Source organism: Streptomyces sp. NPDC048637 (genome assembly GCF_040650675.1).
In the GTDB taxonomy this organism is placed as follows: domain Bacteria; phylum Actinomycetota; class Actinomycetes; order Streptomycetales; family Streptomycetaceae; genus Streptomyces.
In genome coordinates this window covers 410,384-426,045 of sequence record NZ_JBEZHQ010000003.1, presented here as the reverse complement: position 1 = coordinate 426,045, position 15,662 = coordinate 410,384, and the positions used below count along the sequence as shown (strand labels likewise).

The 15,662-nt window shown below is 67.7% G+C and carries 16 protein-coding genes and 2 pseudogenes; 10 read left to right on the top strand and 8 right to left on the bottom strand.

What is annotated here, in order from left to right; all coding sequences use genetic code 11:
• Window positions 1-26: 26 nt before the first annotated feature.
• Window positions 27-1,133, bottom strand: a complete 1,107-nt coding sequence (locus tag AB0C46_RS07175) for a hypothetical protein (RefSeq protein ID WP_362826343.1) — start codon at window positions 1,131-1,133, stop codon at window positions 27-29.
• Window positions 1,134-1,294: 161 nt separating this feature from the next.
• On the opposite strand from AB0C46_RS07175, the pseudogene AB0C46_RS07170 reads away from it, so the two are divergent.
• Window positions 1,295-1,492, top strand: a pseudogene (locus tag AB0C46_RS07170) (transposase); the annotation flags it as partial.
• 131 nt (window positions 1,493-1,623) lie between these two features.
• On the opposite strand, the gene AB0C46_RS07165 reads toward AB0C46_RS07170, so the two are convergent.
• The 5 genes from AB0C46_RS07165 to AB0C46_RS07145 are packed head-to-tail and all read right to left on the bottom strand — an operon-like array spanning window position 1,624 to window position 5,804.
• The gene (locus AB0C46_RS07165; protein WP_362826341.1) at window positions 1,624-2,190 is read right to left on the bottom strand and encodes a hypothetical protein; all 567 of its coding nucleotides are present in this window, start codon (window positions 2,188-2,190) and stop codon (window positions 1,624-1,626) included.
• Window positions 2,187-3,584, bottom strand: a complete 1,398-nt coding sequence (locus AB0C46_RS07160; protein WP_362826340.1) for a hypothetical protein — start codon at window positions 3,582-3,584, stop codon at window positions 2,187-2,189. Before AB0C46_RS07160 ends, AB0C46_RS07165 begins: the two co-directional genes overlap by 4 nt.
• Window positions 3,581-4,390 (bottom strand): ABC transporter ATP-binding protein, encoded by an 810-nt coding sequence (locus AB0C46_RS07155; RefSeq protein WP_362826338.1) that lies wholly within the window; start codon window positions 4,388-4,390, stop codon window positions 3,581-3,583. The genes AB0C46_RS07160 and AB0C46_RS07155 overlap by 4 nt, the downstream gene beginning before the upstream one ends.
• Window positions 4,391-4,422: 32 nt before the next feature.
• Entirely contained in the window at window positions 4,423-5,247 is an 825-nt protein-coding gene (locus AB0C46_RS07150; RefSeq protein WP_362826337.1) for a zf-HC2 domain-containing protein, read from the bottom strand.
• Window positions 5,244-5,804, bottom strand: coding sequence for an RNA polymerase sigma factor (locus tag AB0C46_RS07145; protein WP_362826335.1), 561 nt, complete (start codon window positions 5,802-5,804; stop codon window positions 5,244-5,246). The genes AB0C46_RS07150 and AB0C46_RS07145 overlap by 4 nt, the downstream gene beginning before the upstream one ends.
• 164 nt (window positions 5,805-5,968) lie before the next feature.
• Between AB0C46_RS07145 and AB0C46_RS07140 the strand changes: the two genes are divergently transcribed.
• Window positions 5,969-6,094 carry a hypothetical protein gene (locus tag AB0C46_RS07140; protein WP_362826333.1) on the top strand — a complete coding sequence of 42 codons (126 nt, stop codon included), beginning with the start codon at window positions 5,969-5,971 and terminating at the stop codon, window positions 6,092-6,094.
• On the opposite strand, the pseudogene AB0C46_RS07135 reads toward AB0C46_RS07140, so the two are convergent.
• Window positions 6,082-6,929, bottom strand: a pseudogene (locus tag AB0C46_RS07135) (hypothetical protein). The gene AB0C46_RS07140 and the pseudogene AB0C46_RS07135 overlap by 13 nt on opposite strands.
• Window positions 6,930-7,016: 87 nt before the next feature.
• On the opposite strand from AB0C46_RS07135, the gene AB0C46_RS07130 reads away from it, so the two are divergent.
• The 8 genes from AB0C46_RS07130 to AB0C46_RS07095 all read left to right on the top strand — a co-directional run bounded on the left by AB0C46_RS07130 (window position 7,017) and on the right by AB0C46_RS07095 (window position 14,575).
• The gene (locus AB0C46_RS07130; RefSeq protein WP_362826332.1) at window positions 7,017-7,418 is read left to right on the top strand and encodes an IS5 family transposase; all 402 of its coding nucleotides are present in this window, start codon (window positions 7,017-7,019) and stop codon (window positions 7,416-7,418) included.
• The gene (locus tag AB0C46_RS07125; protein WP_362826449.1) at window positions 7,310-7,648 is read left to right on the top strand and encodes a transposase; all 339 of its coding nucleotides are present in this window, start codon (window positions 7,310-7,312) and stop codon (window positions 7,646-7,648) included. The genes AB0C46_RS07130 and AB0C46_RS07125 overlap by 109 nt, the downstream gene beginning before the upstream one ends.
• Window positions 7,649-7,940: 292 nt before the next feature.
• A complete protein-coding gene (locus AB0C46_RS07120; protein WP_362826330.1) occupies window positions 7,941-8,096 on the top strand; it encodes a hypothetical protein in 156 nt (51 codons plus the stop codon).
• Window positions 8,097-8,290: 194 nt separating this feature from the next.
• Window positions 8,291-10,471, top strand: coding sequence for a potassium-transporting ATPase subunit KdpB (gene kdpB, locus AB0C46_RS07115; protein ID WP_362826328.1), 2,181 nt, complete (start codon window positions 8,291-8,293; stop codon window positions 10,469-10,471).
• Window positions 10,472-11,440: 969 nt separating this feature from the next.
• Window positions 11,441-12,235: a hypothetical protein gene (locus AB0C46_RS07110; RefSeq protein WP_362826326.1), complete on the top strand. Its 795-nt coding sequence runs from the start codon at window positions 11,441-11,443 to the stop codon at window positions 12,233-12,235.
• A gap of 44 nt (window positions 12,236-12,279) precedes the next feature.
• Complete coding sequence (locus tag AB0C46_RS07105) at window positions 12,280-12,582, top strand: hypothetical protein (protein ID WP_168476973.1); 303 nt, start codon at window positions 12,280-12,282, stop codon at window positions 12,580-12,582.
• Window positions 12,579-13,886 (top strand): putative T7SS-secreted protein, encoded by a 1,308-nt coding sequence (locus AB0C46_RS07100; protein ID WP_362826324.1) that lies wholly within the window; start codon window positions 12,579-12,581, stop codon window positions 13,884-13,886. The genes AB0C46_RS07105 and AB0C46_RS07100 overlap by 4 nt, the downstream gene beginning before the upstream one ends.
• Window positions 13,887-13,930: 44 nt before the next feature.
• A complete protein-coding gene (locus AB0C46_RS07095; protein WP_362826322.1) occupies window positions 13,931-14,575 on the top strand; it encodes a hypothetical protein in 645 nt (214 codons plus the stop codon).
• A 317-nt stretch (window positions 14,576-14,892) separates the two neighbouring features.
• Here the strand turns inward: AB0C46_RS07095 and AB0C46_RS07090 are convergent, their stop codons facing one another.
• On the bottom strand, window positions 14,893-15,651 hold the full coding sequence (locus AB0C46_RS07090) for a glucose 1-dehydrogenase (protein WP_362826320.1): 759 nt from the start codon (window positions 15,649-15,651) through the stop codon (window positions 14,893-14,895).
• Window positions 15,652-15,662 lie beyond the last annotated feature (11 nt).

Sequence of the window (15,662 nt, the reverse complement as noted above, 5' to 3'; positions counted from 1 at the left end):
TCCTTTGTCCGTGGCGGCAGGCGGCTTCAGGTGAAGGCGATGGTGTTGCAGACACCGGCCAGGATGTCGACGCAGTGATCCCACTCGGCGAGGTTCTCGCTGGCGATGGAGAAGTCCGCCATCGCCAGCCGGCCCGGGATGGGCACGAAGACATGCAGCTGGCGCACCACGGTGGGCTGGTCGTCGTTCACGAGGAGGTTGACCGGTTTCTCGACCTTGCTGTCCTGGGTCAGCAGCACTGCGGGCCCCGAGGGCAGCCTGGTGACGCCGACCTCAGCATCGGGATGGATCGCACCCAGGGTGCGTGCCAGGCGCGTGACCGTGTGCTCGTTGGCCAGCTCGCTGGGCCGGGCGACGACTGTCAGGATCACCGAGCTCAGATGCTGCTGCTCGGGCGGGGCGTCCGTCGGTGTCTTGGCCAGCAGGACGCCGGCATAGACGGCACCGGCCGCGGTCAGCATCTCGTACATCGTCTGCTGCGCCAGAACGGCGTGGGCGAGCTCCTCCTGCGGCGGCCGGCTCTCCAGCTGCCCGAGCCGTTCGAGCAGCAGGTCGGTGTTCTCCTCCGCGGACGCCGCAAGGTCGAGGGAGTGGAACTCCTGGGGGACGGAGAACGTCAGCGGCAGCTCAACCCCGGCCCCGGCCTGTGGCGAAGCGACCCGTTCCAGCGACCACTGCCGGTACGCGTGAGACTCCGACGGGTCGTCCCACAGCTCCGTCAGGGCACCCGCCGCATCATTGTGACCCACGATGTTGAGCCAGCGCCCCCCGGCCACGCACTTCAGCATCCAGGCATCACCGTCCGGGGTGGTCTCCTTGATGACCTCCCACATGTAGCTGTCGGCGTGATCCGGCTCGTAGACGAACTCCTCCAGCCGGGCACCGGCGGCACCACTGTGCCCGGCGGGATGCAGGTACGACTGCCCCCGCTGCATATTCCGCAGCATGAAGCATCCCTGGGCGTCGCCCTGCCGCAACTCCCACAGCTGCGTCTGGCGCGCCTCCCCCTCCCGCAGGGGCTGCAGCTCGACGGTCCCGTGCTCGGCGCGGTCCGGATTGGGCTTCCCGGTCAGGTACAACCCGGTCTTCCTGTTCTTGATCAGGTACTGGCTGCCTTCAATCAGGTCACTCACAAACCCTCCTCGTGGATCTAGGCCGCCCAATACCTCTTCAGAACCGGGGGGCGTGTAAACGCGGTGGGACTGCGCCGGGGGCAGTTCAGGCCACCGGAGACCGCTCTTCAGGCCCCGAACGATGGCACAGCCAACTACCCCAAGATCAGAGACAGGTGAACCTGGAGGGCGTCCTGTGCGGCCCCCGAGTACGGACAAGCCGGAACGCAACTTGGCGGCCGCCCGTCTGGCCTCGGCGGCAGTTGATCGACGGCATACGGTTCCGGGTCCGGACCGGCGTTCCGTGGCGGGACTTGCCTGTTGAGTACGGGCCGTGGGGTCGGGTCTTTCAGCACGCGGCCGGGGCTCGGAAGCACGGCGATCTGCAGAAGGAGCCTCCGGGCGGCGTGTTCGCTGACGTGACCGGGCCGGATGCGGGCCTGCTCGCCCTGCGGGCGAATACTGCAACTCTCGAATACCGACACTCCACCAGTGGCGCGGGGCGTGTCCGTTACCGTCTTGGTCCTGCGATGGCATACACCACGGTGCCGCTCGCGAACAGGGCCCACGCGGTCCCGGTGGACGCCGTCGTGGCGGGGGAATAGATCATCCACATGACCACGTCTCCCGCGGTGCCGCCCGGAGGCGGTCCGAAGAGGGTGAACGCGAGCCAGCCGGTCGGCAGGGTCCATGCGAACTGTGCCCCGCACAGCGCCGCCCCGAGCGCGGCCAGGCCGACCAGGCCCGCGCTGTCCCGGACGACGACCTCGGCGGGGGCGAGCTTCACTCCCGCCGCCTGGACCGTCAGCAGCGCCGCACCGGCGCACGCGCCGGCCAGCAGCACGTGCGCCGCCCGGCGGGGCATCCACCGGATCGCGGCCGTCCTCTCCAGCACGACGTCCCACCCACCGAGCCCGACGGAAGCGGCCGCCACGTTCGCGGTGAGGACCAGGACCGCCATCGCCTGATCCACCGGCCCTGGGCGGTGGAGAGCCCACACCGCCAGCGCGACGAGCGCGACCGCGGCGGCCGAGGCAGGCACCTGCCGTGAACGGGCGTGCAGGATCAGCCACCTCATCGCGTCGCCTTCCCCGCCAGCACCGCAAGCTGGTTGTCCGCCGCGCAGGAGAGGCCGGCCGTGTGCAGTTCGGCGATCCGCGAGCGCTGCTCGGCCGGTGACAGCGCCGTCAGCCTCTGCCAGGCGACGTCGGCGTCCGGCCAGATCGTGCGCAAGTACGGGTCGCTGCCCCTCTCCGCCAGCGGTTGGAGCCGGGAATCGTGCAGGGCCCAGCTCACGGCGACGCTCTGGACAGGGAGGTTGCCTTGCCCCCCGCCCTCCCGGTCGTTGTTCCCGTAGCAGCTGGGTGCCAGACCCTGGGCGATCAGCGCGCGGGTCAGTTTCTCACCTGTCGCATCGGCGAGCAGCCGGTCGTCGAAGTCGACCAGCACCACGTCGCCGGAGGGTTCGCGTTTGTCGGCGATCGCGCGCAGCCTGGTGTCCTCCCGCACCGCGTTCGGCGCCTTGTCGCCCAGGACCTCGTGCAGCACGCGCAGCGCCTCCTTGCCGCGCCGTGCGAGCTCGGGCAGGCGTGAGCGGTTTGCCTGTGTCACGCACACCGGTCCGTCGCAGACCAGGGCGGCGGCGGCCTTGTCGACGACGTAGATGTCGCGTGCAGCGGCCGGGAGGACCAGCAGGGCCAGGGCCGCACCGGCCAGGACGGGGATCACCGCGAGCAGCCGGGCCCGGCGGGTCACGGCCGACAGCAGTGCGAAGCCGGTGGCGAGCAGGCCGAGCAGCCAGAGCGTCTGACCGAGGTGCACGGAGCCGGACAGGGTCAGCAGCATCTCCCGCGGCTCCGCGGTCACCGGGAGCAGCTGGGCGAGCCGGTTCGGCGCGATGCTCGACGGCAGTGTCTCGTCACTGTTCTGCTGTAGAAGGGCCGTCAGCATGAGGAAGAACAAGACCAGGCCCGGCGGGGTGAGCACGGAGGGCAGGGCTCGCGCGACGCCCATGCCGAACACGGCCCCCGCGACGAGGGCCAGCGCCGCCACGAGCGAGATCGGCAGCCAATCGAGCGGCGTGTAGGTGGTCCCACCGAGGGCCACCTGGACCCCGCCCACGAGGACCAGGAGGCCGAAGCCCGACGCCAGCGCGAGCGCCATCGCACCGGCCGGCAGCGCCGCACGGCGCCAGGCCGGTCGCGGCACGGTCGTCAGCAGTTCGGCCATCCGCGAGCGGGGTTCGCGCAGCCCGTACACCGCTCCCGTGCCCACCGCGAGCGGCCACAAGAAGGTCAGCAGGGACCGGGTCCACAGGGCCATGGAGGTCCACTGGGCCGTCCACCCCGCGGTGCCCCTCCACCAGAGCCCGTCGTACAGACAGAAGATCGCCAGGCTGCCGCCCAGGACGACGATGCCGGGCCACGGGGCGACGGAGCGCTTCAGCTCGATGCGCAGAACACGTCCGGTCACCAGGTGCCTCCCCGCTGCCCGGAGTTGCGGAGCAGCGCCGAGTAGCCGCGCTCCAGGGGGCTGTCGCCCGGGAAATCGGTGCTGCCCGCCGCGGCCAGGTCCTCCGGCGTGCCCTGGAAGACGAGGCGGCCGTCGGCGAAGAGCACCACATCGGAGCAGGCGGCCGCGACGTCCTCGACCAGGTGGGTGGAGACGACCACACAGGTGTCGCGGCCCAGTTCCTGGAGCAGCTCGCGAAAGCGCAGTCGCTGCGCCGGGTCCAGGCCGGCCGTCGGCTCGTCCAGCAGCAGCACCGCGGGGTCGTTGACGATGGCCTGGGCGATGCCGGCCCGCCGCACCATGCCGCCGGACAGGGTCTTCATCCGATGGTCGGCGCGGTCCGCCAGGCCCACCCGTTCCACGGCCCGCTGGACGGCCGCGGGGACGTCCGCCTTCGGGACCTCTTTCAACCAGGCCATGTACTCGACGAACTCGCGCACCGTGAAGCGCTTGTAGTAGCCGAAGTCCTGCGGCAGGTAGCCGATCCGGCGACGCAGGGCCCGGTGGTCGACCATCCTGCCCAGGGAGGTGCCGAGCAGCTCCAGTTCGCCCTCGGTGGGGCGCAGCACGGTGGCCAGCGTCCGGATCAGGGTGGTCTTTCCCGCGCCGTTGGGCCCCAGGAGGCCGTGGGTGCCGATGCCCAGGGAGAGGTCGAGCCCGTCGACGGCCATCTTCTTCCGTCCGACGCGTACTCTCAGGCCACTGGCCCGGATCTGCCAGGCGTAGGTTTTCGGCGCGGTGTCGGCTGCGCTCGTGGTGGGCGTCATGCGGTAGTCCCTTGCGAGGGTCGACGATGGTTTCACAGCGTTGAGTACGCGTTTCTGCGGGCGATCACGGCGCCGATGCCGAGCGCCAAGAACAGCCCCCACGCGGGCAGTTGGTCCGGCTGAAGGACACGCTCCAGGTCCACGGGTCCGTGGTCGGTGGCCCACGCGAGTACCACGACGACGCCCCAGGCGCCCACCAGCCCGGTGGCGGCGCGGGTCACGCCGACCACGCTGCCCAGCGCCAGGGCGGTGGAGGTGAAGGCCAGGGAGGGCAGCAGCCACTGCGCGGCCGACATCGTTCCGGTCAGCCATCCCTCCACCACGAGCGCGGGCAGGACCACCACGAGAACCGCCGCGGTGCGCCGGAGGAGCAGGGGCAGGCCGGCTCGGGCGGTCGAGGCCGTCAGTTCGTGCGCCGGGTCCAGGCCGCGCGACCACGATGCGGCGACACCGCACAGCGGCAGCACGGGTGCGATCGCCAACACGGGAGAGACGCCGCCGAGGAACATGGGCCGCGCCACTGCGTCCAGCAGCAGCGCCATCAGGGTGACGAGGACGGTCATGACCAACCACGGGGCCATGACCGGCGTCAGCCAGGCAGCGACCCACCTCGGGCGGTGTCGCCGCGAGAGCGCCCTGACGGCCGCGTCCAACTGCGGTTCCAGACCGGCCCGGACGGTGTCGATGAGCGCGGCGATGCCCGGCGCCTCGGTGGCCACACAGGCCGCCAGGTGGCTCCGGCACAACGCGCAGGTCTCCAGATGGGCCTCCAACGCCCATACCGTGTCCGCGGCCATCGTCGCGTCACCACGTGCGTAGTCGTCGATCAACTGCCTCGACGCGTGTTCCCCGCTCATGTCAGCGCCTCCCGCATCGCGATCCGGGCCCGGCGGGCGCGGGTCTTGACCGTGCCTTCGGGCAGTCTGAGCAGGACGGCGGTCTCCCGGATGGAGAGCCCGTCGAGCACCGTGGCCCGTAGCACTTCTCGGAGTTCCGGCGCCAGCCGCCCCAGGGCGTCGCCGACGTCGCCGCCGACGGTCCCGGCGAGTGCCTCTTCCTCCGCCGCGGGCATCACCGCCCGCTCGGCGGCGGCGACCGGCGGTTCGGCGTGGTGGGCACGGCGCCGGAACGCGTCGACGAGGCGACGCGCCGCGATCGTCCACAGCCACCCGACGGCCGTCCCGCCGACCGCGCTCCCGGCGAACGCGCCGGCCGCGCGCCACACCGCCAGATAGGTCTCCTGCATGACCTCGGCGACGATCTGCTCGTCCGCGCAGCGGCGGCGCAACCGCACCGCCAGCCACGGCGAGGTGCGCCGGTACAACTCGTCGAACGCCCCGCGGTCACCTCTGGCCACCAGCCGGACAAGGCGTTCCTCGTCCAGTTCGTCCAGTGCTCTCCTGCGTGATCTCACACCAGCCAGACGCCCGGTGCGGCGCGCAGGTTCTGGATCTACTGTGAACTGAGTCACAGACGCCCGTATGTTCCTGCAGCCCGAGCACCGCGGAGCCTCGCGGGTGCAGGCCGCGTTCCGCGCCGCCTACCTCCTGCCTCCTGCCTCCTGTCGCCTCGGTCGCGGTGGGCTCGGACGACGCAGAACACCTGCGTGAGCTGGTCGACGCACTGCACCTCAATGCCAACGAGGCGACGGTGCGCCAGTACCGAAAGCTGCTGCGCGACCACTCGCGTCGTCAACGGGCCTGAAGTTCGCCCACGATCCGTTCAGCCGCGATCCGGGCTGGCGCGAGCTTGGGATCAGCCTCGTCGGCCCAGCGGCCAACGACCTTCGTGCAGTAGAACAGCGCCATCAGCAGCCCCTCCCTACTTTCCAAGTCCTCGCGGCGCTCCCGCCACACCCGTTCCGCAAGGCCGGGGGCCGCCAGAGAATTCCCCCACAGCGAGGCAGAATCCAGGCCCCTGGGTGCCATGCCCCAGTCCTCCCAGTCGAACAGGCAAAACGTCGGGCCCGTCACGTTCGCCCAGTTCAAGTCCGCGTGGGCCGGCCTCCAGTCCGCGAGGGTGGTGTCGAGGTCGCCGAAGGTCGAAGTGATCTCCTGTGTGACCCGGGCCTGCGTGATGGTGACCGTGTCCGGCGTCGCGACGCGGGTGGTGGTCTGGCCGGCCAGGGCGTCCAGGGACCTGTTCAGCTGCCCCCACCAGGCGCCGGGGAGCTGCGGATCGACGGTAAGGGTTCCCCCGGGCTTTACCGGGCACCGGGAAGCAGGGTCGCCTCATCCGCCCGCCACATCGCCTCGCCTGACGCGTCCCGCCACGCGACGCCGGCCAGCCACCGCGGCATAGCGACGCCCTCCAGCGCTGCCGCGGCCTCCGTGCCGTTCCACCCCTGGCCGTCGACCCGCGCCAAAGGCCGGCGCTCCAACCGCACCCAGGTCCCGCGGTCCGTGCGCGCGCCGACCGAGCGACGCTTGCGCACCACGCTTCCCCGCTCCAAAAGAACGCCCAAAAACCGCTCGACCCGGTCGAGCACCTCGTCGACCGGCTCGGCACGCAGATCGACAGCAGAAGGGGAAGAAGCCATAGCCACAATGTGCCATGTTGAGGTGCGGAGCGACCTCGGTTCCCGTGGAGGAGTGCGGCGCTGGGTGGTGTCTTCAAATGATCTTGAGTGGTGGATCATGGTTGGGTGATACGTCGCCATGAACTGTCCGATGCCGAATGGGAGTTCGTTCGGCCGCTGCTACCTGATTCCTTGCGGGATCGGAAGCGGTTGGATGACCGCACCGTGCTCAACGGGATCGTGTGGAAGTTCCGGACCGGCACGGCCTGGCGGGACGTGCCCGAGCGGTACGGTTCGTGGGCCACGCTGCACACCCGCTTCCGCCGGTGGGCCCTGGACGGCACCTTCGAGCGGATGCTCAGCGCCGCCCAGGCCAGGGCGGACGAGGCGGAGGGCATCAACTGGCTCGTGTCGGTCGACTCCACCGCCGTCCGTGCCCACCAGCACGCCGCCGGGGCCCGAAAAGGGGGTGCCGCCTCCCGGGACTCGGACGCTCCCGAGGCAGTCTGACCAGCAAGATTCACCTGGCCTGCGACGCCACCGGCCGCCCGCTCGCCTTCACTGTCACAGGCGGGAACACCAACGACTGCACCCAGTTCACCGCCGTGATGGACGCGATTCGGGTGCCCCGGATCGACCCGGGACGGCCACCAACAGCTCGACCGGCGACAGCGGATCGCGGTGCAGCGCGGCTATGTCCGGCGCGTGACCCTCGCGCCGCGAAGGCAGCACGACGGTGACCGCCTCGCCGCACACCGCGTCCAGCGTGACTGCCAGGCGACGTGCGAGCCCGTCGTCGCCGCAGATCACCATGTGCTGGGAGCGCGGCCCAACGGGAATACGCAGATGGAGAGTTGACATCACATCGTCAAGATTGCCGGGACCTGACACGTGGTTCCGATACGCACATGAGTTCGTCGTCAAAGTTCCGTATGGAGGGAGTTCACGCAGCCTCTCAGTCAACGCCCGGCTTATCGGCGCGGCGCTTGGCGAGCAGCTCGATTCCTGAAAATCGCGTCCGCATACGGAAAGGTGCACCTGGACCTGTCTCGGGCGGTCATCGAGCATCCGGTGGTCGACATCGAGTTGCACCTCGGTACCGGCAAGGCCAGGATCACGGTGCCCAGCGACGCGATCGGCGTTGATGTGCTGTTGACGTCCCTTGCGGCGCTGTTGATGCCCTCATGACGCGGAGCGTTGACGGCGCGTAAGAGAGCCGCAAATCCGGTCCTCAACCAGACGTGCGCCTTTCGGCTGAGCCATAGATTCGCCCCCTGTCACCGATTGCAGGCACACCCTCGCGTGCCCATGCGCGATCCATCCGCCGGCCCATCAGTCGCTCAGCCACCCGGCCGGGTGGCCGTCTCCTGGAAAGATTCCGCATGCCACCCGCCCCGCCCCACATCCCGACGGCGCCGACAACCTCGACCGACCCGACCGTCCCCACACCTGGCCGGGGCGGAGCGAGAGCCAGAGCCCGGCGGCGACGTCGTGGGACAGCGGGGCTCTTCGAGGCAAGGGCTCTGCCGGCCTCTTTCCCCGAGGCACTGCGCAAGCTCCATCCGCGGGCGCTGGCCACCAATCCCGTGCTGTTCGTGGTGGCCTGTGGCTCGGTCCTCACCACGCTCTCCGCGCTCCTGCGCCCGTCCGTCTTCGCATGGGTAATCAGCGGCTGGCTGTGGCTGACGGTGGTCTTCGCCAACCTTGCGGAGGCGGTCGCCGAGGGCCGGGGCAAGGCTCAGGCCGATTCGTTGCGCAAGGCGCGTACGGACATCGTCGCCCGGCGGCTACGCGACAACTGGCGGGTCGGCATCGACCTCGGCGGCGCCGAGACCGAGTCGGTTCCCGCCACCGACCTCCAGCCCTTCGACTTCGTACTCGTCCAGGCGGGCGAGGCGATCCCGGCCGACGGTGAGGTGGTCGAGGGGGTCGCCGCCGTCGACGAGTCAGCAGTGACCGGTGAATCGGCGCCGGTCATCCGCGAGTCGGGCGGCGACCGCTCCGGCGTCACTGGCGGCACGACGGTACTGTCGGACCGCCTCGTGGTACGGGTCACTTCCCGCCCCGGGCAGACCTTCCTGGACCGGATGATCGCTCTGGTCGAGGGGGCGAGCCGACAGCGGACCCCAAACGAGATCGCCCTGCACATCCTGCTCGCCGCGCTCACCATCGTGTTCATCCTCGTCGTGATCACCCTGCAGCCGATGGCCTCCTACGCCGGCGCGGTCCAGACAACGACGGTGCTCGTCGCCCTCCTCGTCACCCTCATCCCCACCACGATCGGCGCTCTTCTCTCCGCGATCGGCATCGCCGGCATGGACCGCCTCGTCCAGCGCAACGTCCTCGCCATGTCCGGCCGCGCCGTCGAGGCGGCGGGCGACATCAACACCCTGCTCCTCGACAAGACCGGCACTATCACCCTCGGCAACCGCGAGGCGGTCGCCTTCGTCCCCCTGCCCGGCGTCGACGAACTCCAGCTCGCCGACGCCGCCCAACTGTCCTCCCTGGCCGACGAAACACCGGAGGGGCACTCCATCGTCGTCCTCGCTAAGGAGAAGTACGGGCTGAGCCAGCCGGCCGAGGGAGAACTGCAACCCGCCGAATACGTGGACTTCAGCGCCCAGACCCGGATGAGCGGCGTCAATCTGCACTGGGCAGACGGTTCGGGGTGCGCCATCCGCAAGGGCGCGGCCGCCGAGATCATCGAATGGGTGGCACGGCGCGGCGTCGAAGTGCCCTCCGAAGCCAGGTGGTTCACCGATGCCATTGCCTCGTCCGGCGGCACGCCTCTGCTGGTGGCGATGCACGACAGGCACACGGCACGGGTCCTCGGCATCATCCACCTCAAGGACATCGTCAAGGACGGCATCCGCGAACGCTTCGCCGAACTGCGCCGCATGGGCATCCGCACGGTGATGATCACCGGCGACAACCCCCTCACGGCCAAGGCCATCGCCCAGGAAGCGGGCGTGGACGAATACCTCGCCGAGGCCACTCCCGAGGACAAACTCGCCCTGATCATTCAGGAACAGGAGGGCAGCAAGCTCGTCGCGATGACCGGCGACGGCACCAACGACGCCCCGGCCCTGGCGCAGGCGGACGTCGGTGTCGCCATGAACACCGGCACCTCCGCCGCCAAGGAGGCCGGCAACATGGTCGACCTCGACTCCAACCCCACCAAGCTCATCGACATCGTCGAGATCGGCAAGCAACTCCTCATCACCCGCGGTGCGTTGACCACCTTCTCGATCACCAATGACGTCGCCAAGTACTTCGCGATCATTCCGGCCATGTTCGCCGGCGCCTATCCGGGCCTGGCCACGCTCAACATCATGGGCCTGCACAGCCCGACCTCGGCGATCACCTCGGCGATCATCTTCAACGCATTGATCATCGTGGCGCTCATTCCGCTCGCCCTACGTGGTGTCCGTTACACGCCCTCGTCGGCGCACGACCTCCTGCGCCGCAACCTCGCCCGGTACGGCCTCGGCGGTCTGATTGCCCCGTTCCTTGGTATCAAACTCATCGATCTGCTGATCTCCGCGATTCCCGGGCTGGGTTGAACGACGATCGCCGCGGAAAGGATCCCGCCGCCCGGCCTACCTTTGGTAAGTGCGCGCATCTCCCTTGCCGCGCAGGGCGCTTGGGGGCACCGTATTGGCCAGTCGCCGGATACGCACGGCCGTCGCATGCGGCGTGGCGCTCCCGCTGACCACATCGAATAGCGGGCAGGCCGACAACCCCATCCGAACCGACCGTCCGGGCCTCACAGAGGGGCCGACTTGACGGCCCTGCTGGCTCAATGCCGCGCGACAACTGCACATTCAAACCGTAGGCGTGCCACTGGGCGCATCGACCCTCACATGCCGTGTGACACGCGAACCGACGATCCATAGGAAGCGGAACGGCCGCGCCTGGCCGCACTGCCGCGCCAGACACCCGCACCCCATGTCACTGGCCTCCGACGGCGCAGGCCAGTGGCCGTACTGGCACTGCCCCAAGGACCGGTCCTACCACTGAGACGTCGGCGATCACCCGGGAAACGCTGGCTAGCGTGACGCTTGGTTACGGAAAAGGATGAGCACCACCGCAGCAGTCGCGTATGTGGCGCATCAAAAACACAGGCCATTGCTACGGGGATACCTCGGCACGGGATACGTTACGGGAAAAGATCTTCGTGCTTCAGGCGTTCGGCCGTCGAACGTACGGGGCACTTCGGGGGGCATGTGTGATGAGTTCTGATGCATTCGTCACGACGGCTGCAGCACACCCTCAGGGCGTGCATGGTGTGAGCACCGGCTCCGGGCTCTTCGGCGCCACCCAGGTGGAGAACCCGGCCGAGTTGCGGGACGGCAGGCAATGACGCGCTGGCGCTGGGGGATCTGCACTCCAAATTCCGGATCTCCGACTATGGGCAAGGTGTCAGCCGTTCTTTGCCGCAGCAACTTGTTCTCGAGATGATTCCACCAGGGCGATCCTGGTCAGTTCTGTAGCGAAAGCCGGGCGTTGCCGGCGCGTCTAAAGGGGTGGGCGTGAGTCAGATATTCCTTGCTGTCGACCAGTGGGCGGCCCCACCAGGCGGACACGCCGATCCCAGCTTTCTGAAATGGGTGGCAGTCGGCCTGGGAGTGTTGTTTCTTTTGGGTGTCTTCGCTTCCTGGGACACGCGCAGGCAGCGCCAGAACGTTCCGTCGGAGCGGCTTGTCGAAGAATTGCGGCATGATTTGCGTTCAGGGACCCCAAATGTCCGGGGGCATATTCGAATCGATCCATCCAGCTATCCAGGTACGTCCGTCGGGCAGGCTGAGGACATCGCACGTGAAGAGGGGTTCCTGCGGCAGTCTCATGGAGCAAGGGGGCAGTGGCTCTTCTATCGCATGGGCACGCAGCCAGGTTCATCGACGGATTCGGATGTGCGGGGTGGCCCCGCTCCTGAGGTCGTACGAGAGAACGCGGCAGCTCAGCGCACGGCCGGTTGGATCCGTGAGCGCGAAGGATTCGACCCCCTGGACGAAGCCACCCTGGAAGCGGCGGAAAGGGGATTGCTGCAATCCCGCGCCAAGAGCGAACGGGCCATCGTGGGCGCGGCCCTGGCCATGCTGGCCGGCCTGTCAGCAGAAGGAATCGCAGGGATCGCCTGGGGCTTCTGGCTGCCTTACGCCGTTCTCCAGGTGTGCGCCGTGGCGCTACTGATTCTGAGCATCCGGTTGATCACGCGGTCTCGGCGGCTGCGCAAGGAAGGAAACCGGTTGCACGGTAAGACTGTCGCTGCCTACCGGGAGACCGTCGCCGCACGTGAGAACCAGCAGAAGAAACCAGGCCAGTAGAACCGTACGAGAAGAAGCGCATCAATCGAACAGTAGGGGGAGGCATGGCGGATTTCACGACCGACCTGGCTCAGCTGCGGAATCTGAAGAAGAAGCTGGAAGACAGTGAAAGTCAGCTGGAAGAGGCTCTGCGCAGGATGAAGGACACGGGCCCGAAGAATCTCGGGAAGCGGTCGCTCGACAAGGCATGCGAAGACTTCGAGGGCGACTGGGAGCACGGACTGAAGGAAACGAAGAAGCGACTGAAGACGCTCAACGAGGCATTGCCGGCCATCCTCAAGGCGTATGAGAAGACCGAAGAGGAGATCAAGAGCGGGTTCGCGAAGGCCGGAGGGGGAGCGAAGTGAGCGACGACTGGAGCGGACTTGGCTGGAACCCGGCTCCGGGCCACCCCCATTTGGCGACCAACCTTGCCGACAACCTCAAGGCGACCGCAGAAACCCTCCAGAGTACCTATAACCTTCTGGACTCCTTGGACAAGGAAAGCTCCTACTGGACCGGAGAAGCGGCCAAGGCATTTGCCGAGAAAGTGACGGATCTTCCCGATTACCTCAAGCGTGCCCATGACTCGCTCAAAGCCGCTGGTGGTGAACTGGGAAAGTGGAGCGACGCGCTGCACGACATGAAGGTGAAAGCGAACAACTTCGAAGAAGACGCCAAGGACGCGAGGAAAAAATCCGAAAACGCTGAGCAACAGTACGAGACGGCCCGAACCCACCCCGATCTGAGGCTGGCGGGGCAGACTTTCGAGACCAAGACCGAACTCGACAGTGCCCAACGCCGCCTTGATATCGCCCAGGGCCGTGTGGACAGTGCATCAAAGGCATTGGACCACGCGAGCACCAAGCTGCAGGATCTCATCGACGACGCGAAGAAGCTGGAAAGTCACCACGGTGATACCGCGCAGGACTTCGCCGACCAGATACGCAAGCACTCCAGCGACCACGCGCCAGGGGGCGGATTCTGGGACACAGTCGGGGACTGGTGGGACGAGCACGGGGGCGACCTGCTGACCATTGCGGCCACGGTTGCCGGCATCGCCGCCATCTTCGTCCCGGTGCTCGCACCGCTCGCAATCGGTCTCAGCCTGGCTGCGGCAGCCCAACACGCCAACCAGTACGCTAAGAGCGGCAAGGACATGTTCCCGCCGACATCGAAGAACATCAGTGAATGGGCAACCCTCGGCGGAGACGTGCTCGGCGCGGTCCCCGGCGTCGGCCCGGCCGTAAGGGGGGCCAAAGCGGCCATCGGTGCGGGGCGCGCAGGTTTCGGCGCGGCACGTGGCGCCGGCGCGGTGGCGAAGACTGCCACAACCGTCTCGCAGGCAGCGAAAACCGGCGCCGTGCACTTCAAGGATTTCGCCAAAGCAGCAAGCCCCTCGAATCGCGTCATAGGGACACCGATTGAATGGGCAGCCAAGAAACTCGGGTCGTCACAAGGGGCTGCTGAGATGGCCGCTGACGTGACACAGGCAGTCGTGACCGGGGGTCTCGCAGTCCCCACCGCCCAGACCCTGGATATGGGTTGGACTCACAGCGACAGCACTACCGACAGAGCAACGCAGGGCACGGAAATGAACGATGGCATCGTCGGTGCCGGTATGGCAGTTGATCCACTGAAAAAGATTTTTTCCGTCGCTAAGGGCCTGTGATGATGCAAGAAGCCGTGACTCCAGGATCCACCGGACTCCTGCCGATGTGGTACACGCTCCCCGAAGGCTTCCACCCCATCGATGTCTCGGGAGATGCCGCGGCGCGTATGGATGCCAACTACGACGCGCTCGCCCAGATCTGTCCCTCGGCAACCCAAAGACAGCTCATCACCAGCGTCTTCAGCTTCGAAGCCGCACTGAGCAAGCTGGCCGAGGACGGGCTGGTCCACTTAAGCTCCTTCACTCTCTGCACGGACGACGATCTGCTCCTTACCGGAACCTGCCAGATCTCTGTGGCCGACCGACCGCCGGGAGACCCCAACCTCTTTGCCTGCAGCGTGCTTGACGCCCATCCAGATGGCGGCACCAGTCTGCAAAAAGGCGTCATCGAGCTTCCCGCGGGAATCGCTGCGGTCGTGGTGTCAGACGCCGTGGTACCGGTGCCAGGAGCATTCTTCGGAGTCCCGACAGACGGAGCCGCCGAAGTACTCTCCGTCAGTTTCCAGATGGCATTCCCCCGCACGCCCCAAGCAGTAGCGGTCACATTGTCCACGGAGGAACTCGGGGCTCAGGAAGAATTCCTGGAGCTGGCGACTGTGGTGGCCGGCGGTATCTCCTTCAGTGCCCCACAGCACCCGAGCACCCTGGCCGAGGAGAATACCGCAGCCGCAGCGTCGCCTTTCGGATGAGCAGCAGTACCGGAAGGCGACGCCTGGAGCCAACGAAAGTCAAGCCATAGAGGCAGTCCACCGTCACCCGGCGGTCCGCGGCTCGATCTTTCGTGATTGGCCGTCGGCTCTTGCTGGCGGCCGATCTGCGTTCGACGGTGTTCTTCGGGCGTGACGGCGGCCCGACTGTCGTGCCGGGTGGGCGCCGCGTTCCACGGCTCTGGATATGGACACCCTCCTCGACCTCCGCTGGGCGACATCGCGGCGACGGGGTCAGACGGTGCGGGGAGTCGCTGGTGAGCGACCTATTGGATCTTCTCCGTCCGCGTGGGGCGGGGTCAGTGGGCGGTGAGGCCGCCGTCGACCACCAGCTCGGTACCGGTGATGAACGAGGACTCGTCGCTGGCGAGGAAGAGCATGGCCGAGGCGATCTCGTCGGCGCGGCCCGCGCGGCGCATCGGGGTACGCACGATGTCCGGCTGCTGGTCGCCCTGCTCGTCCAGGAGTTCCTGGATCATCGGCGTGGCGATGACTCCGGGGTGGATGGAGTTGACCCGTACTCCCTGGCGGGCGTACTCGACCGCCGCGGTTTTGCTGAGCAGGCGCACCGCGCCCTTGGATGCCTGGTAGGCCGCGGCTGCTCCGCTCCCCACCAGTCCCAGGACGGACGAGGTATTGATCACCGAGGCATTGCCGGTGGCGCGCAGCAGGGGTAGGGCAGCCTTCATCCCGAGCCAAGTGCCTTTCTGGTTCACGTCGATGACGCGGTTCCACGCGTCTTCCCGGGTGTCTTCGATGCCCGGCCAGTCCAGGATGCCCGCGAGGTTGACGAGGGTGTCCAGACTGCCGAACCGCTCGCGGACGATGGTGATCACCCCGTCCCATTGCTGGGCGGAGGAGACATCCAGGCAAGCGGAGAAGATTTCCGCGCCGGTCTCCTCAATCTCCTCCGTGAGTGCTGTGAGGCGCTCCTGGCGGACATCGGTAACGACCAGCCGCGCGCCTTCGCGGGCGAACAGCTTGGCGGTCGCTGCGCCGATTCCTCCCGTCGCACCGGTGATCAGTGCGACCTTGCCGTCAAGTCGTTGGCCAGTCATAGCGGTGTCGT